Raw genomic sequence first — 26,800 nt, 5'->3', positions numbered from 1 at the left:
TTCCGTTCCACCAGGACCCGTTTCGCCAATCAAAGGAGATTGACCATGAAGAACCTGCTCCGCGCTGCCGCAGCAGCTGTCGCCGCCCTGGCCCTCACGGCCTGCGGCGGCGGAAGCTCCACCGACCCCTCCAATGTCAGCCCCGCCGGCGAAATCAAGCCACGAAAAATCTCGTGGCTGCTCTCCCGCCCGGCCGATGGCGCCGTCATCAACATCATGAAAAAGCTCGCTGAGGACTACGCCAGGGAGCACCCCGGGTTTGAGCTGAACCTGATCACCACCCCGGACCGGCCGTCCTACATTCAGAAGCTCGAAACCCTGGCGGCGGCAAACAAACTGCCCGAACTGTTCGACACCGACGCCACGCCTTTTGCCCAGCAGCTGGCCAAGCAGGGCAAGATGATGGACGCCGAAAAGCTGCTGAAGTCACTCGATGTCTATGAGGACTACCGCCCCGGCGCCCTGGACTACCAGCGCTTCGACGACGGGTCCCTCTATATGATCCCGTTCCAGTTCGAGCTGGAATTCATCTGGTACAACAAGGCCCTGCTGGAAAAGGCCGGCGTGGCAGTACCGGCCTCGCTCGACGACATCCCTGCCATGTGTACAGCCCTTCGCCAGGCCGGGATCACCCCCATCGCCATCGACGGCCAGGATCAGTGGCCGCTGGAACGCTACATCGCCTACCAGCCGTTCCGGGAAGCCGGGCCGGAGTTTGTTCAGAAACTGAAAAAGGGCGAGGCAAAGTTTGCCGATCCTGCAGGGCAAAAGACCGTCAACTGGATGGCGGAACTGGGCAAGTCAAAGTGCTTTCAGGACGGTTTCTCTGCCCAGGGGTACTCGGATGCGCAAAACCAGTTCACCTCCGGCCAGGCCGCGATGTACAACATCGGAACCTGGGAGCTGCCCAGCCTGGCGACGGAGAAGCTGAATCCGGCGGTGCGCGACCAGATCGACTTCTTCACCCTTCCCACCACGGCAGGATCTGTGACCGCGGCCAACGAGTTCGTCTCCCCGTCGGGCATCGGCATGGCGGTGAACGCCAAAACCTACGATCCCCTGGTGAGCGACTTCCTGAAGTTCGCGCTGGATAAGTACCCCGCTGAATATGCCGCCACCGGCGCACTGTCCCCCACTACCGACGTCGAAACCGCTGTACCCGCCAACGCGACCCCGCTCTACCAGAAGGCACTGGACCAGGCCAAGGACCTAGGCGAAAAGCAGGCAATGCCGTGGGACACGCAGCTTGACCCCACCACCAACGGCCGGCTGCAGCAGGAGCTCGTCCTGCTGGTCCAGGGGAACATCACGCCTGAGCAGTTCACGGCCACCATGGACAACACCATCGCGCAGAATGCGCCGAAGTTCTTCAAGTAACCACTGCTCTTCCAGCAACTACTGGGGCGGGGGACTGCCCATCCCCCGCCCGAAAGGCCCGCCATGCAAACCAACCGGACGCTCCCCGCCAGGATGCTTCCCAACAGGTCCAGGACCTCAGTCCTGGTCTTCCTCCTCCCGCCCCTGCTGCTCTACGGGGCAGCAGTCCTCTTCCCCATCCTGCAATCACTGTTCCTCAGCTTCTTCTCCTGGAACGGCATCAGCGAGATGGAATTCGTGGGGCTGGATAACTACGTCCGGATGTTTATTGCCGACGACATCTTCTGGCGCGCCTTCCTGAACGCGCTGGCCTACCTGGCCATCTGCCTGGTCCTTCAGCTGGGCGGCGCACTGGTGGTGGCCAGCCTCCTCACGTCGCTGACCCGGGGCCGGGAGCTCATCAAGACCCTGTACCTGCTGCCGGCAGTCATCTCCACCGTGGCCATCGCCTTCCTTTTCGTCCGGATCTACTCCATCGAACCCGTGGGGCTGCTCAACCAGCTGCTCCACTGGATTGGCCTCGGCAGCCTGGAACGGCCTTGGCTCTCGGACGTCAACACCGTGCTGGCGGCGGTCTCCGCACCTGAAGGATGGCGCTTCACTGGGCTTTACATGCTCATCATCTACGCGGCGCTGATCGCCGTACCCAAGGATCTTGAGGAAGCGGCCGTGCTGGATGGGGCGGGCAGGTGGACGCTGTTTGCCAAGATCCGGTTCCCGTACATCCGGCCAGTGTGGATCACCACCACCATCATGGCCACCACCTACGGCCTGCGCGGCTTCGACATCCCCTACCTCATGACCAACGGCGGTCCGGGACAGTCCTCCGAGCTGCTCACCACCTACATGTACAAGACAGCGTTCACCAGCACGGACTTTGGCTACGCCAGCACCATCTCAGTCTTCATCGTGATCGAGTGCCTGGCGGCCGTCGGCCTCATCCTGTTCCTGCTCAAGCGGAAGGCAGACGCATGATCACCCAGACAGCCCCGGCGCCATCCGCCCTCGTTCCTCCCACACCTGCCGCAACGCGCCGCCGGCGCCGGCCGGACCTGTTCCGCACCCTCTCGCGTGTTCTGATCATGCTCATTGTGATCGTGCAGGTGTACCCGCTCGCCTGGCTGTTCCTCACCAGCCTGCGCACCGAACAGGACTTCGCAACAGGGGATCCGTTCGCCTTGCCCAGTTCCCTGACCTGGGAGAACTATGCCAAGGCTTTCGAAACCGGTGACCTGGGCAGGAACATCCTGAACAGCTTCGTTGTGACCATGGGCGCCAACATCCTCATTGTCCTGCTGGGCATGATGGCCGCCTACGCCATCCAGGTGCTCGGATTCCGGCTCAGCAGGCTGGTGCGCGGTCTTTTCCTGATCGGCATCATCGTCCCGGTCCAGATCGCCCTGGTCCCCCTGTTCATCGACTATTCGGCGGTCAACCTGCTGGACACCTACCAGTCGATGATCATCCCCCTGGCCGGCTTCTCCCTGCCGATGTCCGTCTACCTGTTTTGCTCGTTCTACGAATACATCCCGAAGGAAACGTACGAGGCCGCTTCCCTTGACGGCGCCGGGCCGTACCGGATCTTCGGGCTGATCACCCTGCCGCTGTCCCTCAACACCGTGGTCACCGTGGTTCTCGTCAACAGCATCTTCATCTGGAACGACTTCATCTTCGCCAACACCTTCGTCCTGTCAGAAGAACTGAAAACCATTCCCCTGGGGCTGCAGAACTACATCGGCGCCATGGGCAAGGTGGACTGGACCGCTACCTTCGCCGCCGTATGCGTGACCATCACCCCGCTGCTGCTGGTGTTCCTGGTGCTCAACAAGGCGATGATCCAGGGACTCGAGAGCGGAGCGACGAAAGGATGACGCCGCCAGCAGGCCGATATACTCCTCGAGGAGGGCAGATGAGTTCAAAGGAGAATGGTTCGGGGAAGCGGGCCCCTGCGGCCGGCTCCCCACGGACTCCCGGGCGTGCCCACCCCGTCACCCTCCGGGAAGTCGCAGAAGCCGCCGGCGTTTCCACCGCCACCGTCTCGCTGGTGGTCAACAAGAAAAAAGACGCCCGGATCGCAGAAGAAACCCGCCAGCGCGTCGAGGACGCCATCCGGACCCTCGGTTACCGCCCCAACGCGATGGCCAAGACCCTGGTGAGCGGAACTTCCCGCTTCATAGGGTTGGTGGCCGATGGTGTTGCCACCACGCCCTTTGCCGGCCAGATCATCCACGGCGCCCAGGACGAGGCCTGGAAGCACGGCTACGCCCTCCTCATCGCCAACACCGAGGGCAACGGTGAGCTGGAGCAGGACGCCATCCAAATGATGTTGGAGTACAAGGTGCGCGGCATTCTCTACTCCACGTGGTTCCATCGCCAGACAGACATCCCGGCACCGCTCCGGGAAGCGGACTTCGTCCTGGTCAACTGCTTCTCGGCTGAGCCCGGTGCCCGGGCCGTGGTTCCGGACGAAATTCAGGGCGGCCGCTCCGCCACCGAGATCCTGCTTCGACACGGGCATCACCGCATTGCATTCATTAATGCCACCATCCCGGCCCCGGCCAAGGACGGGCGGCTCCTGGGATACAGGGAAGCACTTGAGGAAGCGGGCATCCCGTTCGACCCCGAACTGGTCATGGAGGCCTATCCCGACCAGGAAGGCGGGTACCGGGCCACAGGGGAACTACTTAAGCACGGGGCCACCGCGGTGTACTGCTACAACGACCGGATGGCCATGGGCCTTTATGACGGCCTGCGCGAGCACGGCCTGTCCATCCCGGACGACATCGCCGTGGTGGGGTTCGACAACCAGGAAGTCATCGCCGCACACCTGCGGCCCCCACTGTCCACGGTCGCCCTCCCGCATTACGAGCTGGGCGTGGCGGGGGTCAGGATGCTGCTTGGCCTCGACAGCCCGGCAGAAGCAGTTGCGAAAATGCACTGCCCTGCCGTGGAACGCACGTCAGTCCGGGCCCCGGCCCACGCCTAAGGCAGGCAGTACGACGGCGGCGGGGAGCCGCCGTCGTACTGCGGAAAACCGCAGACTTCCAGTCTTCTCCTGACGTTCATATGCCGCCTCCGTAGTATTCATGCATGTGGACTAAGCAGCACCAGACCTTTTGCCCGGCCTGCGGCAGGGCCACCAACCACGTCACGCGCTACAAGAAGGACGACGCCGGTTCTTTGGTAGCCATCGTCCAATGCGTTGAGTGTCCCAAGTCTCCCGACATCGCGGCCTAAGTGGTCAGCTACCGGCTCGCAGGATTCCTGCCAGCAGCGCCTACAAGTAGTTGTTCACGCTCCCCTGAACAGGTGCGGTAATGATCAAAGAAACGGAAGTCCAGGCCCTTTTGGGCGTAGTGGAGCGGCTTGCCCAGCGCTTCCCCAACCATGAACGCTCCATCATTGAAGACGTGGTTGCCGAGGAACACAGCCTCCTGGACGGGGGCCGCGTCCGGGACTACATACCGATCCTGGTGGAGCGGGCAGCAAAGCTCCGCCTCAAGCGCGCGTAGCCTTCGCCGCAGACGACGCCGGCTCCAGCCCTTCGGTGGCCCAGCGCAGGAGCGGACGCTCCACCAAGTGGAACGACGCGGCGGCCAGCAGCACGGTCAGCGCCGCGGTCAGCGCGATTCGGACGGGGAGCTCCGGGATCAGGGGCATCAGCAGCAGGTACACGGGAATATGCCAGAGGTACATGCCGTAGGGGAGGTCGCGCCCCGGGCCGGCAAGCCAGGGGTGGCTGAGGACCCTTGCCATGTAGCCGGCGGGCTGCAGGACCAGCGATCCGATCAGCACCGCCGCCACCAGCGAAAGGGCAGTGGGCCCGGGCGTCTCCGGTTCCCTTACCAGGAACACTGCAGCCGCCAGGGCGAGCGCCGCCAGCGGAGCGCCCCAGCGCGCGGCTGCCTGCAGGAGCCCGTGAAGCACCGAGCCCTGGCGGATGCAGGTGAACAGCAGGGCCAGTGCGCAGCCGATCAGCAGTTCGTTGGCGCGGGTGTGGGGTCCGTTATAGAGCCGCCCCAGCGGCACCCCGAGTGGCCCCAACGTTTCGTCTGTGATGGAGTGGCTGAAGGTGTTGCTTCATGATCGGGAGCGTGATCACAAACCCGCTGAGGGTGAAGAATGCATGCACCCCCGATGAAGCCGCCGGGGACCAGGCCGGTTGCCGCGTGGAAGAAAAAATCTCCGGTAACCGAGCTGAAGGAAGGCTGGGCGGGGGCTGAAGATCCAGGGTTCAGCAGCACATACTTCAGCCATTACCCACGGCGCCAATAGTAAGTAAACTGATCAAATGGCTTTGAACTTCCGCAATGCTGTTGCCCTTAGGGGGCTTTTCCTTGGGCCGGGTGGAAAGCATGAGTAACGAGGCAGAGCGGCGCCTTGAACTTGCGGCGCTGGTGGTCGCGGGGATGGATCCCACTGAGGTCTGGCCGGCCTACTTTGGCCAGACGCAGTTTACCGAGTTCGAGCTCCATGCCTACCTTCATGGCGCCCTGGCATTGCCCGAATTTGAACGGGGTTATGGTGGCGGCAACGGCCGACGATCCGCCGTGCCGCGCAGCCAAGCACGCCCGCATGGTTCCCGGAGCGCCAGGGAAGACGCGCTCGCAGGTCTGGGGGCCGCAGGCAGGTTTCTGCTTTCCCCTGAAAGGGCTGAGGAGGAGCGATTGCGGTCTCTTACTGAAACCAATCTTCTCCATACCGGGCACGAGGAGATCTTCGACCGGGTGGTGTCCATGGCAAAGGAGTACTTTGGGGTTGGTGCAGCCTCACTGTCACTGATCGCGGCGAATGCCCAGTTCCTCAAATCAGCGATCGGCCCCCTGCGTGTGGAGACGCCTCGGGAGATGGCACTCTGCACCCATACAGTGCGGCAGGACTCGATGCTGGTCATCAACGACACCCTCACCGATGACCGGTTCGCCACAAATCCGCTCGTCGTCGGTGAGCCCTTTATCCGCTTCTACGCCGGCTATCCCCTCCATGGACCGCGCGGCTGGAATATCGGGACACTGTGCGTCATTGACCAACAACCGCGCCAGTTCAGCCCCTCGGATCAGCAGGTACTCCGCACACTGGCTACAATCGTCCAGAACAACATCGACGCCCGCACCTGATCCTGCGCGCCGCAACAAGCCGGCTATTTGCTGATGCTGAAAGAGTCAGTGAAGCTGTGTCCCTCTGCGGGCTCAAACTTCACCTCCATCCGGTTACTCGTCACCTTGACCGCCAAGGTTCCCAGGGAAGGACTTTTGTTGGCCCCGGACCAGGCGGCGAAATAGGGCCTTTCGGGGTCCCTGCTGTTGACATCCCGGATATCCCTGCCGCCCAGCCCGACCGTGACGAAGACCGTTCCCTTGCCGCTTTCCAGGGAAGTATCACTGTCTACCACGCACTCCGGCGTGACGGTGTCCACGGACATGGACGGACACTCCTGGCCATGGCCAAGCTGATGTGTCCGCTGGTAGATATGCTCATGGCCGTGCACCACAAGATCAACATTCTTGTCGATCATGAGGTTCGTGAAGGCCTGCCCCGCCTCACAGTCGTACCGTCCCAGGCTGAAGCACGGCGTGTGCATGCCCACCACCGTCCAGGGAATGTTGGCCTCCCGCGCATCATCGATGGCAGACTCAGTCCACTGCCACCGCTTGCTGCCCCTGGAGTAATCAAGCTCGCCGTCCTCAAACTCCAAGCCCGGTGACACCATGATCAGCCGCATCAGGGGCTGGTCCTGCGGGACGTCCACATACCACTGCCTGCCATACTCCCCCTGGAGTCCCGGCATCTTGTTCGGCAGGCACTCGACGAATTTATCGATATCACCGTCGAGGCCGTTGCTCTCGTGGTTTCCGGCCACCAGCTGATACGGAAAGTCCGCCCCAAGCTTTCCGGTAACCATGTCGCAGAAGGCCTTTTCCGCGCCCTTCTCGTACGTCATATCCCCTACGTGGACGTTGAAATCCGGATCCAGTTCCTTCACCTTGTCCAGTACTGCTTCCGCGCCTTCACCCAGGCTGGTATCACCGGCAGCCGTGAAACTCACAGATCTTTCGGGCGGAGGGCTGGAGTCACAGCCGGCCAGCCCGAAAGAAACCGCGGCCGCGAGGACAGCAGCAAACACTTTTCTCGACATCGGTATGGAACCCCCATTTCGGTGGGACTGGGGCGCTTCGGGCTCCGCCACTCCCACCACAGCAGCTGAAAGCACATGATATGGCCATTATTGCGGTCGCGGGAAGGAAAAGGCTGGACTGACGGGCTGCCATAGGGGGACTTGGTGGATGTCTGCGGGCTTCCACAGACTTCGACAATTTTGTCTTACTTTCGGGAACTTACTCCCTATTCTTCAAGCATGTGGACAAACCGGGGCTGGAGCTTCTGCTGCGCAGGAGCGCTGCAAACGGCCCTGCACGTCCGCGCATGAGTACCGGAAGCAACCGGATCAGTGCTCTACCTCGCAAATGTGAGTAATGGGTACTGGTGCGGCTTTTGTTGCCCAAGAGGTTAATGATCTGCGGGGGCACCAGCTTCCTCAGGGACCTGGACGCGACAGCGCTGGGGCGGACCGTTTAAGGAGAATCGTGAAGCAATCGATACAAAGAGCCCTGAGTCGAGGACTGGCAACAGTCCTTGTCCTCGCCGGGCTCGGAACAGCAATGGGGGGCCCTGCCAGCGCAACGGTTCCGCCACCACCGCCACCACCACCGGCACCCACGTACGGCACCTCCAGTATCAGTTACACCGGTGTGGGAAATCCCCCCACTGAGGACAAGCCGCAAAGCAAGCTGTGGTGGAACGACGGCTCCTGGTGGGCTGACATGTGGACTGCAAGCGGCTGGCGTATCCACAAGCTGGACCGTTCCAGCAAGCAGTGGGTGGACACAGGAGTTCAGATCGACAGCCGCGCCAACACACTGGCGGATACCCTCTGGGACGGTACCCACCTCTACATCGCCTCCCACGTGGTTACCGTTTCCACCGAAGACGGGCCTAAAGCTTCCCGCCCCGACTCCCCGGCCAGGCTGTACAAGTACAGCTATTCGAACGGAAAGTACACCCCCGTTAGCGGCTTCCCGACGGAGATTACCCGCAACAGCAGCGAGTCGATGACCATCGATAAGGACAGCACCGGGGCCATCTGGGCCACCTGGACCCAGGTGTCGGGTCTTGCCACCGGGGGTTACACCAACGCCGTGATGGTGAACAGCTCCGCCCCCGGCGGAACCTCTTGGGGCACCCCTGCAAGTCTTTCCGGAGAAAGCGCCGCTGCCGCTCCGGATGACATCTCGTCCATTGTGGCCTTTGGCAAAAACAAAATCGGCGTCATGTGGTCTGACCATACGACGGGTTCTGTCTGGTGGGCCACCCGCAATGACGGCGAATCCACCGGCTCGTGGAAAGTCCAGTCAGCTGTGCGCGGACCGAACCAGGCTGATGACCACTTGAACATCAAGTCACTGCAGGCTGACAGCAGCGGCCGGGTATTCGCAGCGGTCAAAACGAGCTTCGACATGAACTCCACCGCAAGAAAGTCCGATCCGCAGCTTCAGCTGCTGGTGTTCAAGCCGGGGACGGGAGCGTTCGACAAGTTCACCATCTCCACTATCGGAGACTGCCACACCCGTCCGCAGATTGTGCTGGATCCGGAGAACAACAAGATCCACGCCTTCCAGACGGGTCCTGCAACAACCGTGACGGGCTGCCCCTACAGCGGAGTATCAGGCGCGATTTATCACAAGACGGCGTCTATGGACAATCCTGTTTTCGCGGCCGGCCGGGGCACCCCGGTCATTCAGGACGCCACGCCCAGCATCAACAACGCCACCACCACCAAGCAGCCTGTCACCAGTGAAAGCGGCGTGGTGGTCCTGGCCAGCGACGACACGGACAAGCGCTACTGGTTCGCCGACTTGGGGATCGAAGGGGATAACCAGGCATCCCAGCCAGGCACCTTCGTGCCGGTGAACCCCAAGCGTTTCCTCGACACGCGCCAGTCGTCTGGACCGGTGGGTCCCAACGGCAGCGTCTCCTTCCAGGTTGCAGGCAGCGACGGGATTCCTGCTAACGCCTCGGCTGTTGTCTTCAACCTCACGGTTACCGAGGCCAAGAGCTTCGGACACGTCCGGGCATACCCTGCGGGAGCCACTCCGCCTGATACGTCCAGCGTCAACTACATCGGAGGCCAAAACGTGGCTAACTCGGTCACGGTTCCGATTGGAAAAGAGGGCAAGGTAACGCTTCTCAACACTTCCAGCGACGGCGCGCACCTGGTCGCGGACGTGAGCGGCTACTACGTAGGCGGTCCCCCAACTGTGGCCGGCGCCTTTGTTCCCATGGTTCCGTCCCGGCTGCTGGACACCCGACAAACCACCCCGGTAGGAGCCAACGGCGGCACTGTTTCCTTCCAGGCGGCAGGTGTGGGGGGGATTCCGGCTAACGCCTCGGCTGTTGTCTTCAATCTGACAGTGGCGGATCCAAAGAGTTTCGGACACGTCCGGGCCTACCCTGCAGGAGCCACCCCCCCGAACACGTCCAACATCAACTACCTGGCAGGGCGCAACCTGGCGAACTCAGTCACGGTCCCTATTGGAGCCGAAGGCAAGGTGACCCTGTTGAACACTTCCTCGGGAACCGCTGAGCTGATCAGCGATGTCAGCGGCTACTACATCGGGGGGACGCCGACGGCGAAGGGCGCCTTCGTGGCAAAGGTTCCGTCCCGGTACCTGGACACCCGCGAAAGCACTCCGGTGGGAGCCAACGGCGGCACGGTCTCCTTCCAGACGGCAGGTGTGGGGGGGATTCCGGCTAACGCCTCGGCTGTTGTCTTCAACCTCACGGTTACCGAGGCCAAGAGCTTCGGACACGTCCGGGCCTACCCCGCAGGAGCCACACCCCCGGACACGTCCAGCGTCAATTACCTTGCGGGGCAAAACGTGGCGAACTCGGTCACGGTCCCTATTGGAGGCGAGGGCAAAGTCACCTTGTTGAACACCTCCACAGGGACTGCGCAGCTGATCAGCGACATTCACGGTTACTTCATCGGAGGCTAGGGAGGCGAGGCACGCTGAAGGGACAAATAACTAGATAAGGCCTCCGCCGGGCGGGACTCCATGTCCCGCCCGGCGGAGGCCTTTCACTTCCGGCCACTCTTAAGCTCGGCCCTCGCTGCCGGCTATTACTCGTAGCCGGCTATCCCGGAAGGAAGTATCCGGCTACATCGACCACCAGGTGCGTTGGCGACGATGACCGGTTGAAGAGGCTGACTTTGCCCCAAGCGCCGATAGGCACCGTCACGGAGTTAGGTATGACCTGCCCGGCGGTGAAGTTGAGGCTGGATACGTTGGGACGGGTTGCCCCTGTGGGGTAGGCCGTGATGAAGCCGTAGGATTTGGCTTCGGCCACGGTCAAATTGAAAACGGCAGCTGTTGCGCCAGCGGGAATCCCGTGCTCCCCGATCGCTTGGAAGGCGACAACATTGTCTGGTTCGGCCGGGTAGCCATGCCGTGTGTCCACAAAGCGGGTTGGCACCATGGACTGGAAGGTTCCCCCTGCGGTGGGCGTGCCGGGCAGGTAGTAGCCGAATACATCCGCTACCAGATGCGTTGCGCCGTCGGATCGGTTGTAGAGCATGACCTTGCCGTCAGCTCCCACGGGGACTGTCACCGAGTTGGGGATGACCTGCCCCTTTCCGAAGTTGATGTTGGAGGCGTTCGGCCGGCTGGCTCCCGACGGATATGCGGTGATGAAGCCGTAGGACTGCGCCTCCGCCACCGTCAGGTTCAGCACAACGGCCGAAACGGTCGCCGGGACACCGTGCGCGCCGGCGACCTGAAGCGCCATGGTCCCGTCACGTCCGACGGCGGAACTGCTTCTGGTGTCCAGGAAACGCGTAGGGGCGATGGGCTGGAAGGCGCCGGCCGCCGTCGGAGTTCCCGCAAGGTAGTACCCGGAGACGTCGGCAATAAGGTGAGTGGTTCCGGATGACCTGTTATACAGCGTCACCTTCCCATCTGGCCCCACCGGCACCGTGACTGAGTTGGCAACCGTCTGGCCCCCGCCGTAATTCAAGTTGGACGCACCGGGACGCTCTGAACCTGAAGCATAGGCGGTAACAAAGCCATAGGATTGGGCCTCTACCGCGGTGAGGTTGAACACCACGGCGGAGACCTTCGCCGGGATCCCGCCGCGTCCGGCCACTTGGAAGGAGACGTTGGAGTCCGGCGCCACCTTAGAACCGCTGCGCGTGTCCATGGCGCGGAAGGGCGTCACCGGAATGAATGAACCCGCAACAGGCGGGGACGTGGTGGCGAAGGTGTGTGACCACTGGGACGTCGTCCCTGCCATCAGTACATAACCCGGAAGGGCACGGGCAGAAACTGTCACACCACCGGAGCCCGGGTGCACTCCGGCCTGGACCACAGTTCCTCCCACGAGGTACTCCACTCCACGGGAGGAGGGGACGGTGAAAGTGTCCTGGGCGGCGCCATCCTTGTCCGAAAACGTCACCGCGGCCGGTATCACGGTGTTGGCAGGCAGGTCGGAGCCGGACAGGGCAAGTGCTTTGGCCGCATCAACCAGTCCTGCCCCGCAGCCCTCAGGACATGCGATGGGCAGCGGTCTGGCAGTGGCCTTGAGCCGCTTCTCCACCATGTCCGGCGTGTAGGTGCTGCCGACCTCTGATATCAGCAATGCTGCAACGCCTGCCACGTGAGGCGCCGCCATGGAAGTCCCGTGCAGGAATTCGTATGCCTCGCCCTCCGGGACTGTGTTACCCCAGTTGGAGGTGGAGACGATGCCCCTTGCGTGCCCTTCGGCCGTGTTGTCCATATTTCCGCCGGGTGCCGTTATGTCCACGACCGCACCATGGTTTGAGTAAGGTGCGCGGGCGCCGTCACGTCCGGCAGCGGCCACCGTAATGACGTTCTGGCAGTTGGCGGGGCTGGTGTCGGCAGCGTCAAGGCCGGAGTTCCCGGCGGCGGCCACCAGGGTCGCGCCGGCATTGTGGGCGAAATTGATGGCGTTCTGTTCGGTTACGGAGCAGGGACCGTCACCGCCGACGCTGAGGTTGATGACACCGGCACGATTGGGGTTCACCGGGAGGCCTGCTACCTGTCCGCCGGCAGCCCAGATGATGGAATCAGCCACGTCTGATGCGTATCCGCCGCATGCACCGATGGCCCGTACAGGAAGTATTTTGGCTTCGGGGGCCACTCCCGTGATGCCGTCAGCGTTATTGCCGACGGCGGCAATCGTCCCTGCCACGTGTGTTCCGTGCCAGGAGGAAATGGCGTCCTCGCCGCCGATCCCGCACAGGTCGGTGGTGACCCAGTCCCCTTCATCCTGCGGATTTGCGTCGCGTCCGTTGCCGTCTCTGGCTGTGTCGGCGTCGGAGATCATGTCGTAACCGGGCAGGATCCGCGGGTTCAGGTCAGAGTGGGCGGTTATTCCGGTGTCAACCACCGCCACCACTGCCCCTGTACCGCGGTTGAGATCCCAGGCGCCGGGGGCGCGTATACCTGCGGCTTCCTCCCAGAGGTTCCACTGGGAGGGATATCCGGGATCGTTGGGAGCAACCGCGGCCGGGCGCATGATGATGTCCGGCTCGGCATAGGCCACGTTCGGGGCAGAACGCAGAGCGGCGACAAAGGCGTCGGCTTCGGCGGCCGGAAGGACACGGCTGGTTTTCACTACCTGCGCCCCACCGGCGGTGACTTTAATGTTCCGGGCAGAGACGCCCAGCTTGCCCGCTGCCTCCCGGGCAGCCTCTGAAGTTGCCGCAGCCTCAGACGCGATGCCCGGACTCCCCTTGGCGCGCACGATGAATTGGTCCGTAGCGGCGGACGCAGCGGCAAGAGGTGCCCGGGGCGGGCTTGTTCGAAGGTTTTGGAGGTCGTCCTCGGCTTGCGCGGGCAGTGCCGCCATGCCTGAGGTTGCCAGAACAGCAGCAAATGCAACGGCGACGGCAGCGAAGGGACGGAAGCGGTGGGTCATTGGCGGGCATCCTCAGGGACAGGCGCCAGGCAATCAGGGCTGGCGCGGGCAGCCGGGAATCACCGAACTGACCCCCGCACCGATTCTAGCCACAAGCAGGAAGCGGACGAGCGGCACAGCGCCAAATTTGCCCAAAACTTGGAGAAAGCTGCGGCAACTATGGGGCCAGCAACAAAAACGCCAAGCCAAAGACCGGCGCCTTAACCGTTTCCCAGGCTATGCGCGGGTGACGTAACCTAGGACGGGTATCTGCCGACGGACCGACACCTGGGAGGGTTCTGTCCGGCACACCGGCGGCATCCTTCTCCCATCGGTCTCACATAAGGTTCGTCTTGAAAACTACTTCTCCCCAGGGGAGCACCCTTGGCCCGCTCGAGAACCTGGGCTGGACTACGCTCTCCGTCACAGTGGCCCTTGCCCTGCTGCCCGCGATTGGCCTGAAGGCACTGGGCCAGTCTATTTTCCCGAAGCCTGCCAAGGCGTCAAAGGCTGAGGAACGCCACTACCTGATCCAGTAGTGGCCTAATCGGGCAAGGTACCCGCAAGGGTACAGACGGGGATGCCTCGTAGCCCCCTACCTGGAGTTACAGATGCCTCTCGCACGCGCCGGCAGAACCAAGAATTCCGTAGTGCTGTCCGCTGCGGCGGCCGCCCTTTTCGCTCTTGCAGGCTGCACTGCCCCGGCGGGCCCAGCCCCGGAAACCACCGCTGAAAGCATGATGCCCAGCTCCCACGTCCACGGAATCACCGTCAGCGGCGAAACCAGCCAGGTACTCCTGGCCACCCACGAGGGCCTGTTCGACGTGACCACCGCGCCAGCCACAAAAATCGGTGAAACCCTGGACCTGATGGGATTCACCCCTGGCCCGTCCGACGGTGTCTTCTACGCCTCCGGCCACCCTGGTCCCGGCTCGGACCTGCCCAACCCCCTGGGCCTGCTCAAATCCTCGGACGGCGGCAAAACCTGGGAACAGCTCTCGAGGCAGGGCGAATCGGACTTTCACGCACTGGCCACTACCAGGTCCGGAATCGTGGGATTCGACGGAACACTGAGGACCAGCACTGACGGCATGACGTGGGAAACCGCCACGGCAGGCTTTGCCCCGGCAGTCCTCGCCGGGCACCCGGACAGCGACACCGTCCTTGCGACCACCCCGGACGGGATCCACCGCTCCACGGACGCCGGCGCCACGTGGAAGCCGCTGAGCAACGGCCCAGTGATTCAATTCGCTGCCTTTGCCCACCCTGCAGAGGCTGTGGGCGTCGAACCGGACGGCACTGTCCACTACTCCGCAGATGCTGGGGAAACGTGGACGCCGAAAGGGCGCATCGACGCAGAGGTCATGGCCATCGCCTCCATCAAGGGCGAAGACGGCCGCCCGTGGGTATGGGCCGCCACCGCGGACGGTGTGGTGGTCTCAACGGACGGCGGGATGACCTTCCGGCCCACTGAAGCGGCCTGACGCTTAAGTAGAGGGCGGAAGAGGCAAAGGGAAAGCCCCTCCTAGGAGGGGCTTTCAACGTAATGGTCAATTGTCATGCGGTAACGGTCACTGGTGATGCGCTCCCCCTTTCCGGACGCCCCCCGGCGCCCATCCGGACTATGACAAGACCACACTTTAATACCCTTGCCCGGGCCAGTAAAGATGTTTTGGCATGCTGTTCAGGTTCCGTTCGCTTTTGCCTGATACGCAGAACGTGTGCCCCCACCACCTACGCCCCGCCCGCGCTGTGAAGCCGTCCACACCTGCACTGGGTGATCTCGGCGTTGAGGCGATGGTCCTGCCCGGCAGCACGTCCACAGCGGATATTGAAGCGCTGTTCAGGAATGACCCCGGTCTCCGGGCCGTCGTGGTCGAGGTCAGGGGAACTCTCTCGCTGTTGACCAGGGACCAGCTCGACCACCGGATGACGGGGCGGCTGGGCTACGGGCGGGCGCTGTCCGCCCGCCTGACGGCGGAGGCGCTGGTGCCGGCCACCACCTTCATGTTGCCGCCGTCGCTGGATCTCCGGGCAGCCGCCTCCGCGCTGCTGGAGCGGCCTGAGGAGACCAGGTACCAGGATGTGCTCGTGGTCCCGGTATCAGCAGCCCCCAGGGTCGTTCCGGTATCACAGATTTTCGAGGGCACCTTCGGGCATAGGGCCGGAGACAGCGTGCTCACCGCGTTCGCTGGCAGGCTGCAGCAATGTACCAGACCGGCGGACAGGGTGGCCCGCCTCGGCGGCGACGAATTCGCAGTGCTGCTTGCCGACGTCGACGAAGCCGGGGCCATCACCTTAGCGGACCGGATCCTCGATGCCCTGGCCGAGCCCTTCACGCATGACGGGCACGCTCTCCGCGTGACCGCAACCCTGGGCCTGGCCTTGGCCAGCGACATCGGCGTGGACGGGCAGGACCCGGGGACACACCTTGAAGACCTGCTCCCGCCAGGCCGACGCGGCGATGCTGCAGGCCAAACACGAAGGCAAGAGGAGGCTGGGGCGGATCGATCCGTCCCTGCCTGCCAGCCGTTTCGCCCGGCAGGCCCTCATCCGGCGTCGCCTGCCGCAGGCCCTCGAGAGTGCAGGCTTCAGCCTCCACTACCAGCCGCTGATGGACATCCGCACCGGATGGTGCCCCGCCGTCGAGGCGCTGCTCCGCTGGGAAGACCCGGAAGCGGGCCGCGTTTCCCCGGACGAGTTCATCCACGTTGCCGAACACACCGGCATGATTCATGCGCTTGGCCTGTGGGTCATCGACGAGGCCTGCGCGCAGGCACGACGCTGGGCGGACGTGGGCACGGCCCGCGCAGTTTCCGTCAATATTTCGCCCCTGCAGCTGGCAGCCGGGAGCCTGGTCAGGGATATCCATGCGTGCCTGCAACGGCACAGCCTGCCGCCATCCTTGCTGAGTATCGAGATCACCGAAAGCGCCGCCATCAGCGATCTCGCGTCCGCCGCGGCGCAGCTGCGCGCGCTCATGGATGCCGGCATTGGGGTGGACCTGGACGATTACGGCACGGCCTACTCGTCCCTGTCACTGCTGCGGGAGCTTCCCCTCACCGGGCTGAAGCTGGACAAGTCATTGGTCGACACCATTGACACTGACCCCACCTCGGCAGTTCTGCTTGCAGCCGCCATGGCCTCTGCCAAGGCCCTGGGCCTCAAGACCACGGCCGAAGGGGTGGAACGGGAAAGCCAGCTGGCAGTCCTAAAGGACCTGGGATGTGACACTGCCCAGGGCTACCTCATCGCGCGTCCGCTGCCGCCGGCCGATCTCGATAACGCCTGGGCAGCACCCAGCGACGGCGGGCAGGGGCCAGCTTAGCGTGTCAGCGCAAACGCAGCGACCGCCAGAACAACCACCAGGACCACACCGAGGACGGCGAGTTGCCGGCTGCCTCCTTTGGCCGGCCCTGGCCCTCTTCTTCGCCCGTGCTTCCGCTCAATTACATTTGCCATGCGCCGACTCTACGCAGCCTTGCGTGCCGGCGCCCGCGTAGTGCCTACTTGTCCTTCAAGGCGCCACTACTGGCTCCCGGGGCGCGCAGGCAGCGGACGTGAGCGTACGACGGCGGCGCACGGCCGCCGTCGTACACTCCACCTTCGGGGGAGGAACTCACCGCTCAAAGCGAACACAAGGACCAACAATGCCCGCCTATCTTCATCCCGATGAGCTTCATGCTGCCCTGACCACCCGGGACCTTTCTGATCCGGATCTGGGGCCCGCATGCCATGCACACACTGCTTTACGGCATCATGGACCGCCTCTCCCGCCGATGGAGTCTGCCGTCACGGGTCGTCCGCCACAATGCCCTCGTGGCGGTCGAGGACAACTATGACCGCCTGGGCTTCAACAAATCGGACGTCACGCGGGACCAAAGGTACTCCCGCTACGCCAGCCCTACAGTGATGCTGCGCAGTCACACCTCCGCCTCGGTCCCACCGCTGCTGCGGGCACTGGAACCGGATGAACCCCTGGACGAGCTCTTGAGCAAGTCTTGAGGTTTTCCTGCGCCAAGGGCCGGGGCTCTTGAGGTTGGCAGTCCACAGTAGTTGAAAGGCCTGTCGCATGGGGGCGGCTGGAACTGGGCCAGCAGTACCAAGCCTTGACCCGGGAAACCGAGGGTCTCAGCGCTTGGCGGTGTCAAGTAGCCGGCACCGGCAAGCGGACCCTGCATTCCCCACCCTCCACACTCAACACGTGGGGGTTATCAGCCGGTCTCCTCCTTTGCTGCGCTCGGCTGCCGTCGCCTGTCCCCAGGACGCGGCACACAAACGGAGGTCCTGTGAGACTGCTCCGATATCTGCTGTGTTCGGTCCTGCTGCTGGCGTGGGCGCTGCCCCTCACCGCGGTGACGGCCCAGGCGGCTGCCCCCGTCATCACGCTCAGTCCGGACAGCGATCCGGCAGGAACATCAGTGAAGATCACCGAAACGGGCTTCCCGAAGAAGACCTCCGGCACCGTTACGGCAGCAACCGCGAGCGCGTCAGCACCTTTCACCGCTACCTACAGCTCCCCCTCCACCACAGAGGAGGAATCCGCACCCGCGCCGGCACCCTCGCCCGCACCCACCACTGAACCCACCCCAACGGCGCCGCCTGCGAACGGGAACTGGTACCCGTGGTCGGAGCAGGTCAACGGCAACAGCGCCGGCGACTACGTGGCGGCCTGGCGTCATGTGCACAGCGTCGTCACTGCGGCGGGTGCCACGAACGTGACCTGGATGTGGAACCCGAACCTCCCCTACTGGGGAAGCGTCCCGCTCACCGGCCTGTATCCGGGCGCCGCCTACGTGGACGCCGTGGCCCTCGACGGCTACAACTGGGGCAATTCGGCGTCCAGCTCAGCGCCCTCGCCCCGGGAAAGCTGGCGGATCAACAGCAAGCAGTGCAGCTTCAGCGGATGCCTTCAGGCAGGCACTGGCTGCCCGGAGGTAGCCAGCACATGGCATGGGAGGGTTAGTACGACGGCGGTATGCGGCCGCCGTCGTAAGTGCTGCCTTCCGCAGGGAAAGTACTGGGTGCGGCACGGTAAGCAGGCGTACGCTTGGGCACATTACTGCGAGCGTGAGGCGGAAGCTGATGAGAGCGTTGATAATCGCGATTGCCGTTGTCGCCGTCGTCCTCTTTATCCTGGGTCTGGCCGTCGAAACGCTGGGGTTCCTTCTGGGCGTGGCCCCGGTGCTGTTGATTGTGGCCCTGCTGCTGCTGCTCCTGACCCGGTTCAGGGGACGCCGCATCCCCCGTTGACTTTTGGCGAAAGGCGTCGCAGGGCTGCAACCGCACTATCCGTCAAATGACGCACTGTTGCTGCTGTGCGGCACCACAACGTGCACGGCGTTCCGGTCGATGGTGAAATCGGCGGGCGTGGCGGTGGCGATCTCGCCGTCGAGGTTCACCGGCATGGGCGGCTCGGTGACCAGCCGGACACGCTGGCAGGTCAGGTGGTACACCCCGCGGCGCTCCACAAAGCTCCCGTCCCTGAGCATCCGTGCGATCCTCACGTGCTCCCGCAGCGGCGCACCGGGGATGGCGTAAATGTCCAGGGTGTGGTCGTCGATCCCGGCAGTCGGCGAGACCGCGTTGCCGCCGCCGTAATGCCGGCCGTTGCCCACGGCCACCTGCAGCATGTCCTCGAGCTCCAGTGTTTCGTGGTCCCCGTCGGGGAACTCGAGGCGTGCCTTGAACGGCTTGTGCCGGGCATAGGCGCGCACGGCGGCGACTCCGTAGGCCAGCGGCCCGAGGTACCGCTTCAGGCGGGGGCTGAGGGTCTCGGTCACCCCGACCGACAGGCCAACGGACGCGACGTTGAGGAACGGCTGGCCGTTCGCCCGCCCAAGGTCGATGTCCACCACCTTGCCGTCCGCGAGGGTAGCGCAGGCGCCGGAAAGATCGCTTGGTATCTCCAGCGTGCGGGCAAGATCGTTGGCCGTTCCCAGTGGAAGGACGCCCAGCACGGTCCCGGTCCCGGCCAGCCGGCCGGCGGCGAAGGACACCGTTCCGTCACCGCCGCCCACAACCACCAGGTCGTGTCCGTCGGCTATCACCCGGTCCAGGGTGCCGGCCAGCTCCGTGCCGGACAGCACCTGGTGCACGGAAGATACGGACAGGCCGGCCCTTTGCAGCGTGTCCACAGCCGGCGCCGCCGCTCCCCGGCGTGCCCCGGCATTGATCACCACGGCGGCGGACTTTGCCTCTCGGGCAGACTTCATGGGGAACATCCTAGGCTGGGCGGGCTGGGAAATCCCTGAGTCACCAGGCGGAAGGCCCGCCCTGGGAAAGACAAGGCGTACGACGCCGGCACGCGACCGCCGTCGTACGCTTCAGTACGTACGCTTAGTGCTCCCGCCGCGTCTCCTGCAGCCGCTTGATAAACCACCGCGACTGTTCCGGCCCGTAGGGCAGGACGGGGATGGCCTTGGTGGCGTCGTTCGGGGTGTCCCGGATGGACTGGCGGGCTTGGCGGACCGCGGTGGTCATGGTGTGAGCCATGGTCTTGACGAACTGGTCGCTGCATGGCTTCCCGTGCCCTGGAATCAGGAACTCGTAGCGGTGCCGCAGCGCCGAGATGTGCCGGAGCGCGTCCGCCCACTCCTCCGGGAACGAGTCCTCGAAGGACGGGTGGGCGCCCTGCTCCAGGAGGTCACCCACATAGAGGGTGGTGGACGTGCCCACCAGCAGGTCGCCGTCCGTGTGGCCGCGGCCCAGGTAGAACAGGGTGGCGGTCAGCCCGCCCAGGTCCACCAGCACCGGCTGGTCCTTCACGATCGCGTTGGGCACCACGAGCTCCACGTTCTCGCCTTCGCCGGCGGACATCTCCGGTTCCAGCGTCCCTACGAAGCGGCGCTGGAGGTCACCGCGTTCACTGATTTCGGCGGCGCAGTTCTGGTGCGCCCAGAACTCGGTGACGCCGGCGTCCGCGAACAGAGCGTTGCCGAAGAAGTGGTCGTAGTGGGCGTGGGTGTTGACGACGACGAGCGGCAGTTGCGTCTTTTCGCGCACCGCGTCCAGGATCTCCCTGCCCTGCCGCGGCCCGCAGCCGGTATCGATCACCATGGCCCGCTCAGATCCCACGATCAGTCCGGTGTTCAGCAGCGACCCTTCGGTGACCAGCAGATAATTGTCCGCGCCGACTTCGAGCCATTCCGACATTGTTTCTCCGCACCTTCGCCGTAAAGCAGTGTTCGTTCGTCCAGGCTTCGATTCTACCCAGCGGCGCGTGGGTAGGGCCTGCGGCCACGCCCCCAGGAGGGCTCTCTGGCCGGCATGCAGGGTCGGGGAGCGGCCGGGCAGTAACGGCGCAGTAACGCCTGTCTGATCAACTCTTTCCTGTACTCCCCCATAGATAAGGAGGGTGTCATGGGGCATCGGTGGAATCCGTTCCGGGTTGGGGGCCTGGAGTTGGATGTCCCGGAACAGCTTGCACCCTCAGGCGAGCACGGCATTGAGGGCAGCGCCGCCGTCCTCGAGGGTGCCGGCATGCGCGTGACCGTCGAGGCCAGCCCCTTCGCCGACCCTCTCACCCGCTACCAGAACAAGCCCGGCTTTGAGCAGTGGCGCGAGGCCCTGGGCGGCGGCGATACCGCGAACTTCATCCTGTTCGAGGAGAAGGGCCTCCGCACTGTTGCCGTCACCATCCCGGGCCGCGCCACCGCCGTCGTCCATGGGTCCGCAGATGAGGACCGCGACGTCTCCCTGCAGATCCTGCGAAGCATCCGAACAGATCAAGGACACAGCAATGACTGAAGAGCAGTACAGTGCGGCACCGTATCTCGCCGCGGTCCACAACACCGCCCCGGGCGAAAGCAGCCCGGGCTTCAGCAAGGTGCAAAGTTATCTGGAGCGGTTCGGCTATCTGGGGCCGTCCACCCCAAGGGAAGCAGGTGTCCTGGATAATCCCACGGAGGGAGCCCTGCGGAACTTCCAGGAGTTCTTCCACCTGCCGGTTACCGGTGTCTTTGACGACGCCACCCGGGAAGCGATGATGCGGCCGCGCTGCGGGCTGCCGGACATGCGCGGGGACATCGCGTTCTCCACTGCGTGCGCCTGGGCTGACCGGACCCTGACCTACGCCTTCGACGCCGGGACCGACGACGTGGCCGGCACCGCCGAACTGGATGCCATCAGGCGTGCCATCAAGACGTGGCAGAACCTGGGCGGACTGACCTTCACGGAGGTTGCGGTCGGCTCCAGCCCGGACATCCGCATCGGCTGGCGGCCGGCAGCGGACCCCGACCACTCCATGGTGGGCGGGGTGCTGGCCCACGCGGATTTCCCTCCCGGCTGCAGCGTGGTCACTAACACACTGCCCAAGCCGGTGCACTTCGATGACAGCGAACACGTGTGGAGCGTAGGCGCCGCGCCGAGCGCCTTCGACATCGAGACCGTGGCCCTGCACGAGTTCGGCCACATCGTGGGCCTTGCCCACTCCAGCGTGGCGAATGCCGTGATGGCACCCACGGTGTCGTCCAACTTCACCAAACGCGCCCTCACCCAGGACGACATCGACGGTTTCCGGGCCCTCTATCCCGCCGCCCCGGACGCCTGGTCCGGCTGGAACTCCCTGGGCGGCGTCATCACATCGGACATTTGCGTCGGCAACAACAAGGACGGCCGGATGGAGGCCTTTGCCCGCGGCACCGATGGTGCGGTGTGGCGCCGGTGGCAGACCACACCCAGCGGTGACTGGTCCGGCTGGAACTCCCTGGGCGGGGTGATCACCTCCGAAATCGGCGTGGCCAGCAACCTGGACGGCCGGCTGGAGATCTTCGTCCGCGGTACGGACAACGCCCTCTGGCACAAGTGGCAAACAGCACCCAACGGCAACTGGTCCGGCTGGAACTCCCTGGGCGGCGTGATCACCGGTCCCCCGGCCACCGGGCGCAACGCCGACGGCCGCCTTGAGGTGTTCGCCCGGGGCACGGACGGGGCGGTGTGGCACCGATGGCAGACCTCACCGAGCGGCAACTGGGCAGGGTGGCATTCGCTGGGCGGGGTGATCACCTCCGAGATCGCGACAGGGAAGAACAAGGACGGGCGGCTGGAGGTTTTCGCCAGGGGAACGGACAACGCGCTGTGGCACAAGTGGCAAACGGCGCCGAACGGCAACTGGTCCGGCTGGGAGTCCCTGGGCGGCATCCTCACCTCCAACACCACCATCGGTACCAACGCCGACGGCCGCCTGGAGGCCTTCGTCCGGGGCACCGACAACGCCCTCTGGCACAAGTGGCAGACGGCACCGAACAGCGGTTGGTCCGGCTGGCACTCCCTAGGCGGCATCCTCACCTCCGACATCGCGGCGGGCAGGAACGCGAGCGGGCGCTTGGAGGCCTTCGTCCGGGGCACCGACAACGCCCTCTGGCACATGTGGCAGACGGCACCGAACAGCGGATGGTCCGGCTGGCACTCCCTGGGCGGCATCCTCACCTCCAACATCACCGTCGGCACCAACGCCGACGGCCGCCTGGAGGCCTTCGTCCGCGGTACGGACAACGCCATGTGGCACAGATGGCAAAACAGGCCCTTCCTCACGGAAGAGTCCACCGGCATGGCCGGCGCTGCAGTCATGGGCGGGGACGCCGGCGGGGAGATGTCCGCGGACGGCGCCGTCCCGCAGACGGCGGAGATGCCGTCCGGTGCAATGGATGACGCCGCTGCAGCAGGCGGGCAGCCGCAGCCTGCCGCGCAGGGAATGTCCGGGGCAGCAATGGAGGACTCGCCCAAGGAGCAGGTTGCCGGGCTGATGCCGGCTAACGGCACGCACGCCACCGTCTGACCAACGGAGCCTGCACTTGGGGAGGTGTACGACGGCGGCACACATCCGCCGTCGTACGTCACCCCTGACGGATTCCAAGGCCGCCCGCGCGGCCAGGCAGTAACGCAGACAACGCAGGAAATGGACATGGCATGAACACCACGGAACGTCCCGCCGGGCAGGCACCCGCTGGCGACGAACAGCTGTTGGCCTCGCTGCGGCAGTTCATCAGGACCAAAGGCGCCGCCTACCTGGATGACCCGAACATCACCTCAATCGGCGTGGGCCAGAAAGTTGTCGACGGGAAGCCAACAGGCGAGGTCTCCATCCAGTTCACTGTCGGTGAGAAGGTGGCCCCGGAGGCCTTGGAATCCCTCGACACCACACCGGTACCGGAATTAATTATGGTGGACGGGGTTCCGGTGCCCACTGATGTCATCGAGCGGGACTACCGCCCCTCCTTCCGCGCGGTGGCCGAGCCGGAGCCGCCGGTGACGAAGGTCCGGCTCGACCCGATCAAACCGGGGGTGAGTGTAGGCCACATCCGGTCCAGCGCCGGCACCATCGGCTGCATTGTCTATGACAGGCATGACGGGACGCCCCTGATTCTCAGCAACTGGCACGTGCTGCACGGTGCCGCCGGCGCTCTGGGGGATACCGTTGTCCAGCCCGGCCCGCACGACGACAACCGGGTTTCCGCCAACGGGCTCGGCCGGCTGGTGCGCTCCCACCTCGGCGTTGCGGGCGACTGCGCCGTGGCAACCATCGAGGAGCGGGGATTCGCCACCGCGATCCAGTCCCTGGACGTGACCCCGGACCAGCTCGGCGAACCTGAACTCGGTGACAAGGTGATCAAGAGCGGCCGCACCACGGGGGTGACCCATGGGGTGGTGCGCCGCGTGGACGTCATCGCCAAGCTTCGCTACGGGTCTGCGGGAACGCACTCAATCGGCGGCTTCGAAATCGGCCCGGACCCTGACAACCCCCCGGTGGACGGGGAAATCAGCCGCGGCGGGGACTCGGGCGCCGCCTGGATTTTCAAGACCCCGTCCGGCGAACTCACCACTGTCCTGGCCGGCCTCCACTTCGGCGGGGAAGCAGGCGACAGCCCGGACGAGCACGCCCTGGCGTGCCTGCCCCAGTCCGTGTTCGAAAAGCTGGAAATCACTCTCCGCCCGCCAGCAGCTGCTGAGGCCGGTGAAAGCGTTCCACATGGGTTCGCCGGCGATTTCCTCGGCCCCCGGATCGACCTGCCTGTCCTCTCTGCCGGGCTGGGCAGCGATGCTGTCCGGCTCAGCGGCTCGGAGATCATCCCGTACACCCACTTTTCACTGGCCCTCAGCAAGTCCCGCCGCTTTGCCCGCTGGGTGGCGTGGAACATCGACGGCGGCAGCCTGAAAAAGCTGACCCGGAGCGGCATCGACTTCATCAAGGACCCGCGGATCCCCGCCAACTTCCAAATCGGGGACGAGCTCTACCGGGGCAACCGCCTGGACCGCGGCCACCTGGCGCGCAGGGCCGACCTGCTGTGGGGCCCGCTGGACGAGGCTGAGCGCGCCAACAGGGATTCGTTCTACTTCACGAACATTACGCCGCAGATGGACGACTTCAACCAAAGCAGCAAGAACGGGATCTGGGGGCAGATCGAGGACGCGGTGTTTGCGGACGCCGACGTCGACGACCTCAGGGTCAGCGCGTTCGGCGGCCCGGTCCTGCAGGACGATGACAGCGCCTACCGGGGAGTTCCCCTGCCCCGCGAGTACTGGAAGGTCATAGCCTTCATGGAGCACGGGCAGCTCAAGAGCCGTGCCTTCCTGCTGACCCAGCACCTGAACCAGGTCGAAGCGCTGGAACTGGACGAATTCCGCGTCTTCCAGGTTGCCCTTGCCGAAGTGGAGGATCGCACCGGAGTGCAGTTCGCGGACCTACTGCGGCAGGCGGACACCTTCGCTGTCCCCGAAGCCCTCGGGGACAGGCACCCGCTGGAAGAGCCGTCGGACATCCAGTGGTAGGCGCTTGACCGCGTAGGCACCGCCCCCGGGAGGGCACCTACTGGATGTCCTCCTCCGGGGGCGGGAGCCGGTACCCCAGTTCCTCGTCCACGGACTGCACCCCGGCCACGGATTTCAGGGCCGGCAGGCTGTCCTCGGCGGCGGATCCGGTGATGAAGCCCATGGACAGCACCTGCTCCACCTGCATGCCGCGGGCGCGCAGAGCGTCCGCGACATCTGCGAGGGCGGGCAGGTGCTCCGGGTCCACCGTGACGTTGATGTTGACCATCCCTCAGGTTATCCTCACGGCTTTCCTTACGGCGGTGTTCGGAGGTGGTGTTCAGAGGCGGCAGTCAGAGAAGTGCTCAGAGCGGGGCGATGACCAGGCCGGAGCCCACGTCCACGGACGGCGCGATCAGCCGGTCGCTCTCCTGTACCAGCGCGGACCAGAGTTCCCGTCCGCGGAAGCCGGTGGCCTGTGCCCAGAGGGCGGCTACGCCGGCAGCGTGCGGGGTGGCCATGCTGGTGCCGCTGATGCTCTTGTACCGGGCGGGCATCGGCCAGGACGAATAGACCTGCCAGCCGGGTCCGGCAACGTCCACATGTCCGCCCCGGATCGGCAGGCTGCGGGCGGAGAAGAACGTCACGTCCAGCTGGTGGTCCAGGGCGCCGACGGCCATGACGAACGGACTGTTGGCCGGAGTGCCAACGAAGCCGTTGTTGCCCTGGAGCCGGCGGGCGTTGTTTCCCGCGGCCGCAATGATCAGCGTGCCGGCGTCCAATGCCCGCTTGCCTGCTGCCACATAGGGCGGATGGATCTTGGGCACGTCGGCACCGAGCGACATGGAGATGATGGCGCAGCCGCTGGTCAGGGCCCAGTCAATGCCGGCCAGGATGCCGGCGTCGCTGCCTGAACCGCCGTTGCTGAGCACCTTGCCTGCGAAGATGTCCGCCTCGTAGGCCACGCCGTAGCGGGGCCCTGTGGACGGGGACTTGGAGCCGCAGGCGGTCCCGATGCAGTGGGTGCCGTGCCCGTGCCCGTCCTGGGCGGATTCGCCCGGGATGAAGGACCGGCTGGTGACGTTGCGTCCGGTGAAGTCCGGGTGGTTTGCGTCGAACCCCGTGTCCAGCACCGCGACTTTGATGCCGCGTCCGGAGTACTGGGATGACGTGGCCTGCACTGCCTGCAGCCCCCACGTGAACTGGGCGGTGTCCTGGAAGATGGGCACCGTAGGCGGAGCTGCTACCGCGGCCCCCTGCCCATTGCCTCCGTTGAGGCGGTTGTCCAGGTCCAGCACGGCGTCACGGTAACCCCGGACGTACTCTGTGGGACCGGCGGCCAGGACGTGGTGGATCAGTTCCGGGGACACGGACAGCACCGCGCCGGGCATGGCCTCTGAAGTCTCCAGCACGCCGATCTGCTCCGGTTCCGCCGAGACCACCGCGATGCCCAGCGAACTGAAGAACGTTGCGTCCGCGCCGCTGGTCTCCGAGGCGTCCACCTCACGGTCCTGGAAGTCGCGGGAGTCGGCCACATTGGACAGCCCCGCCGATTCCAAGACCGAGGATGGGCTGGTCTCCTGCTGGGCGAAGACCACGATGAACCGGCCGGTGGTCTCCGCGCCGGAGTAATCCGCTTCGGGGACGGCACCGGAGGCGGCGTTGGATTCCGGGGAGGAATTGGGGTCAATCATTGCTGTTC

25 protein-coding genes and 2 pseudogenes are annotated in these 26,800 nt (G+C 64.7%); 18 read left to right on the top strand and 9 right to left on the bottom strand.

Features of this window, described 5'->3' with window-relative positions; genetic code table 11:
- Positions 1–45: 45 nt before the first annotated feature.
- The 6 genes from FDW81_RS04805 to FDW81_RS04785 all read left to right on the top strand — a co-directional run bounded on the left by FDW81_RS04805 (position 46) and on the right by FDW81_RS04785 (position 4,889).
- Positions 46–1,377 carry an ABC transporter substrate-binding protein gene (locus tag FDW81_RS04805; protein ID WP_138133031.1) on the top strand — a complete coding sequence of 444 codons (1,332 nt, stop codon included), beginning with the start codon at positions 46–48 and terminating at the stop codon, positions 1,375–1,377.
- Between the two features lie 93 nt (positions 1,378–1,470).
- Complete coding sequence (locus FDW81_RS04800; RefSeq protein WP_138133194.1) at positions 1,471–2,352, top strand: carbohydrate ABC transporter permease; 882 nt, start codon at positions 1,471–1,473, stop codon at positions 2,350–2,352.
- A complete protein-coding gene (locus tag FDW81_RS04795; protein ID WP_138133030.1) occupies positions 2,349–3,248 on the top strand; it encodes a carbohydrate ABC transporter permease in 900 nt (299 codons plus the stop codon). The genes FDW81_RS04800 and FDW81_RS04795 overlap by 4 nt, the downstream gene beginning before the upstream one ends.
- A gap of 38 nt (positions 3,249–3,286) precedes the next feature.
- A complete protein-coding gene (locus FDW81_RS04790; RefSeq protein ID WP_138133029.1) occupies positions 3,287–4,363 on the top strand; it encodes a LacI family DNA-binding transcriptional regulator in 1,077 nt (358 codons plus the stop codon).
- A gap of 104 nt (positions 4,364–4,467) precedes the next feature.
- Entirely contained in the window at positions 4,468–4,614 is a 147-nt protein-coding gene (locus FDW81_RS18075; protein WP_171027111.1) for a hypothetical protein, read from the top strand.
- 80 nt (positions 4,615–4,694) lie between these two features.
- On the top strand, positions 4,695–4,889 hold the full coding sequence (locus tag FDW81_RS04785; protein WP_138133028.1) for a three-helix bundle dimerization domain-containing protein: 195 nt from the start codon (positions 4,695–4,697) through the stop codon (positions 4,887–4,889).
- On the opposite strand, the gene FDW81_RS04780 is transcribed toward FDW81_RS04785, so the two are convergent.
- Complete coding sequence (locus FDW81_RS04780) at positions 4,876–5,421, bottom strand: hypothetical protein (protein ID WP_240719956.1); 546 nt, start codon at positions 5,419–5,421, stop codon at positions 4,876–4,878. The two genes, FDW81_RS04785 and FDW81_RS04780, sit on opposite strands and share 14 nt — an antisense overlap.
- Positions 5,422–5,732: 311 nt before the next feature.
- On the opposite strand from FDW81_RS04780, the gene FDW81_RS04775 reads away from it, so the two are divergent.
- The gene (locus FDW81_RS04775; RefSeq protein ID WP_171027110.1) at positions 5,733–6,494 is read left to right on the top strand and encodes a GAF domain-containing protein; all 762 of its coding nucleotides are present in this window, start codon (positions 5,733–5,735) and stop codon (positions 6,492–6,494) included.
- A gap of 23 nt (positions 6,495–6,517) precedes the next feature.
- On the opposite strand, the gene FDW81_RS04770 is transcribed toward FDW81_RS04775, so the two are convergent.
- The gene (locus FDW81_RS04770; protein WP_240719954.1) at positions 6,518–7,423 is read right to left on the bottom strand and encodes a metallophosphoesterase; all 906 of its coding nucleotides are present in this window, start codon (positions 7,421–7,423) and stop codon (positions 6,518–6,520) included.
- A 703-nt stretch (positions 7,424–8,126) separates the two neighbouring features.
- On the opposite strand from FDW81_RS04770, the gene FDW81_RS04765 reads away from it, so the two are divergent.
- Positions 8,127–10,430 (top strand): hypothetical protein, encoded by a 2,304-nt coding sequence (locus FDW81_RS04765; RefSeq protein WP_138133025.1) that lies wholly within the window; start codon positions 8,127–8,129, stop codon positions 10,428–10,430.
- 139 nt (positions 10,431–10,569) lie between these two features.
- Here the strand turns inward: FDW81_RS04765 and FDW81_RS04760 are convergent, their stop codons facing one another.
- Entirely contained in the window at positions 10,570–13,371 is a 2,802-nt protein-coding gene (locus tag FDW81_RS04760) for a S8 family peptidase (protein WP_240719952.1), read from the bottom strand.
- A 332-nt stretch (positions 13,372–13,703) separates the two neighbouring features.
- On the opposite strand from FDW81_RS04760, the gene FDW81_RS04755 reads away from it, so the two are divergent.
- Both FDW81_RS04755 and FDW81_RS04750 read left to right on the top strand, forming a co-directional pair.
- Complete coding sequence (locus FDW81_RS04755; RefSeq protein WP_138133024.1) at positions 13,704–13,889, top strand: hypothetical protein; 186 nt, start codon at positions 13,704–13,706, stop codon at positions 13,887–13,889.
- 72 nt (positions 13,890–13,961) lie between these two features.
- Positions 13,962–14,834 (top strand): F510_1955 family glycosylhydrolase, encoded by an 873-nt coding sequence (locus tag FDW81_RS04750; protein WP_138133023.1) that lies wholly within the window; start codon positions 13,962–13,964, stop codon positions 14,832–14,834.
- Between the two features lie 462 nt (positions 14,835–15,296).
- Here the strand turns inward: FDW81_RS04750 and FDW81_RS18360 are convergent, their stop codons facing one another.
- Positions 15,297–15,533: a hypothetical protein gene (locus FDW81_RS18360; protein ID WP_240719950.1), complete on the bottom strand. Its 237-nt coding sequence runs from the start codon at positions 15,531–15,533 to the stop codon at positions 15,297–15,299.
- Between FDW81_RS18360 and FDW81_RS18355 the strand changes: the two are divergent.
- The 3 genes and pseudogenes from FDW81_RS18355 to FDW81_RS04735 form a co-directional block, all read left to right on the top strand.
- A pseudogene (locus tag FDW81_RS18355) lies at positions 15,436–15,684 on the top strand (GGDEF domain-containing protein); the annotation flags it as partial. The gene FDW81_RS18360 and the pseudogene FDW81_RS18355 sit on opposite strands and share 98 nt — an antisense overlap.
- Before the next feature lie 97 nt (positions 15,685–15,781).
- On the top strand, positions 15,782–16,678 hold the full coding sequence (locus tag FDW81_RS04740; RefSeq protein WP_138133022.1) for a bifunctional diguanylate cyclase/phosphodiesterase: 897 nt from the start codon (positions 15,782–15,784) through the stop codon (positions 16,676–16,678).
- 407 nt (positions 16,679–17,085) lie between these two features.
- Complete coding sequence (locus FDW81_RS04735) at positions 17,086–17,355, top strand: hypothetical protein (protein WP_138133021.1); 270 nt, start codon at positions 17,086–17,088, stop codon at positions 17,353–17,355.
- A 505-nt stretch (positions 17,356–17,860) separates the two neighbouring features.
- On the opposite strand, the gene FDW81_RS18590 is transcribed toward FDW81_RS04735, so the two are convergent.
- The gene (locus FDW81_RS18590; RefSeq protein ID WP_255467082.1) at positions 17,861–17,992 is read right to left on the bottom strand and encodes a hypothetical protein; all 132 of its coding nucleotides are present in this window, start codon (positions 17,990–17,992) and stop codon (positions 17,861–17,863) included.
- A gap of 22 nt (positions 17,993–18,014) precedes the next feature.
- Between FDW81_RS18590 and FDW81_RS18350 the strand changes: the two are divergent.
- A pseudogene (locus FDW81_RS18350) lies at positions 18,015–18,125 on the top strand (beta-mannanase); the annotation flags it as partial.
- Between the two features lie 310 nt (positions 18,126–18,435).
- On the top strand, positions 18,436–18,603 hold the full coding sequence (locus FDW81_RS18345; RefSeq protein ID WP_240719988.1) for a hypothetical protein: 168 nt from the start codon (positions 18,436–18,438) through the stop codon (positions 18,601–18,603).
- 35 nt (positions 18,604–18,638) lie between these two features.
- On the opposite strand, the gene FDW81_RS04725 is transcribed toward FDW81_RS18345, so the two are convergent.
- Together FDW81_RS04725 and FDW81_RS04720 are read right to left on the bottom strand one after the other, a co-directional pair.
- Positions 18,639–19,565 (bottom strand): lipid kinase, encoded by a 927-nt coding sequence (locus FDW81_RS04725; protein WP_138133020.1) that lies wholly within the window; start codon positions 19,563–19,565, stop codon positions 18,639–18,641.
- Positions 19,566–19,689: 124 nt separating this feature from the next.
- Positions 19,690–20,505 (bottom strand): MBL fold metallo-hydrolase, encoded by an 816-nt coding sequence (locus FDW81_RS04720; protein WP_138133019.1) that lies wholly within the window; start codon positions 20,503–20,505, stop codon positions 19,690–19,692.
- Between the two features lie 207 nt (positions 20,506–20,712).
- On the opposite strand from FDW81_RS04720, the gene FDW81_RS04715 reads away from it, so the two are divergent.
- From FDW81_RS04715 to FDW81_RS04705, 3 genes are all read left to right on the top strand, one after another.
- Positions 20,713–21,099, top strand: a complete 387-nt coding sequence (locus tag FDW81_RS04715) for a hypothetical protein (RefSeq protein WP_138133018.1) — start codon at positions 20,713–20,715, stop codon at positions 21,097–21,099.
- Entirely contained in the window at positions 21,092–23,128 is a 2,037-nt protein-coding gene (locus tag FDW81_RS04710) for a matrixin family metalloprotease (protein WP_138133017.1), read from the top strand. Before FDW81_RS04715 ends, FDW81_RS04710 begins: the two co-directional genes overlap by 8 nt.
- Before the next feature lie 131 nt (positions 23,129–23,259).
- Positions 23,260–25,119 (top strand): DNA/RNA non-specific endonuclease, encoded by a 1,860-nt coding sequence (locus tag FDW81_RS04705; RefSeq protein WP_138133016.1) that lies wholly within the window; start codon positions 23,260–23,262, stop codon positions 25,117–25,119.
- 37 nt (positions 25,120–25,156) lie between these two features.
- Here FDW81_RS04705 and FDW81_RS04700 read toward each other — a convergent pair whose 3' ends face one another.
- Both FDW81_RS04700 and FDW81_RS04695 read right to left on the bottom strand, forming a co-directional pair.
- Positions 25,157–25,387 carry a hypothetical protein gene (locus tag FDW81_RS04700; protein WP_138133015.1) on the bottom strand — a complete coding sequence of 77 codons (231 nt, stop codon included), beginning with the start codon at positions 25,385–25,387 and terminating at the stop codon, positions 25,157–25,159.
- A 76-nt stretch (positions 25,388–25,463) separates the two neighbouring features.
- Positions 25,464–26,792: a S8 family serine peptidase gene (locus FDW81_RS04695; protein ID WP_138133014.1), complete on the bottom strand. Its 1,329-nt coding sequence runs from the start codon at positions 26,790–26,792 to the stop codon at positions 25,464–25,466.
- Positions 26,793–26,800: the final 8 nt, after the last annotated feature.

Origin of the sequence: Pseudarthrobacter sp. NamB4 (assembly GCF_005796185.1) — a bacterium.
GTDB lineage: Bacteria > Actinomycetota > Actinomycetes > Actinomycetales > Micrococcaceae > Arthrobacter.
This window is presented reverse-complemented; position numbering and strand designations above follow the sequence as displayed.

Coding starts and splice junctions, on each gene's coding strand:
- FDW81_RS04805 (WP_138133031.1), top strand. CDS start 46: ATGAAGAACCTGCTCCGCGCTGCCGCAGCAGCTGTCGCCGCCCTGGCC.
- FDW81_RS04800 (WP_138133194.1), top strand. CDS start 1,471: ATGCTTCCCAACAGGTCCAGGACCTCAGTCCTGGTCTTCCTCCTCCCG.
- FDW81_RS04795 (WP_138133030.1), top strand. CDS start 2,349: ATGATCACCCAGACAGCCCCGGCGCCATCCGCCCTCGTTCCTCCCACA.
- FDW81_RS04790 (WP_138133029.1), top strand. CDS start 3,287: ATGAGTTCAAAGGAGAATGGTTCGGGGAAGCGGGCCCCTGCGGCCGGC.
- FDW81_RS18075 (WP_171027111.1), top strand. CDS start 4,468: ATGTGGACTAAGCAGCACCAGACCTTTTGCCCGGCCTGCGGCAGGGCC.
- FDW81_RS04785 (WP_138133028.1), top strand. CDS start 4,695: ATGATCAAAGAAACGGAAGTCCAGGCCCTTTTGGGCGTAGTGGAGCGG.
- FDW81_RS04775 (WP_171027110.1), top strand. CDS start 5,733: ATGAGTAACGAGGCAGAGCGGCGCCTTGAACTTGCGGCGCTGGTGGTC.
- FDW81_RS04760 (WP_240719952.1), bottom strand. CDS start 13,371: ATGACCCACCGCTTCCGTCCCTTCGCTGCCGTCGCCGTTGCATTTGCT.
- FDW81_RS04750 (WP_138133023.1), top strand. CDS start 13,962: ATGCCTCTCGCACGCGCCGGCAGAACCAAGAATTCCGTAGTGCTGTCC.
- FDW81_RS04735 (WP_138133021.1), top strand. CDS start 17,086: ATGCACACACTGCTTTACGGCATCATGGACCGCCTCTCCCGCCGATGG.
- FDW81_RS18345 (WP_240719988.1), top strand. CDS start 18,436: ATGAGAGCGTTGATAATCGCGATTGCCGTTGTCGCCGTCGTCCTCTTT.
- FDW81_RS04725 (WP_138133020.1), bottom strand. CDS start 19,565: ATGAAGTCTGCCCGAGAGGCAAAGTCCGCCGCCGTGGTGATCAATGCC.
- FDW81_RS04720 (WP_138133019.1), bottom strand. CDS start 20,505: ATGTCGGAATGGCTCGAAGTCGGCGCGGACAATTATCTGCTGGTCACC.
- FDW81_RS04715 (WP_138133018.1), top strand. CDS start 20,713: ATGGGGCATCGGTGGAATCCGTTCCGGGTTGGGGGCCTGGAGTTGGAT.
- FDW81_RS04710 (WP_138133017.1), top strand. CDS start 21,092: ATGACTGAAGAGCAGTACAGTGCGGCACCGTATCTCGCCGCGGTCCAC.
- FDW81_RS04705 (WP_138133016.1), top strand. CDS start 23,260: ATGAACACCACGGAACGTCCCGCCGGGCAGGCACCCGCTGGCGACGAA.
- FDW81_RS04700 (WP_138133015.1), bottom strand. CDS start 25,387: ATGGTCAACATCAACGTCACGGTGGACCCGGAGCACCTGCCCGCCCTC.
- FDW81_RS04695 (WP_138133014.1), bottom strand. CDS start 26,792: ATGATTGACCCCAATTCCTCCCCGGAATCCAACGCCGCCTCCGGTGCC.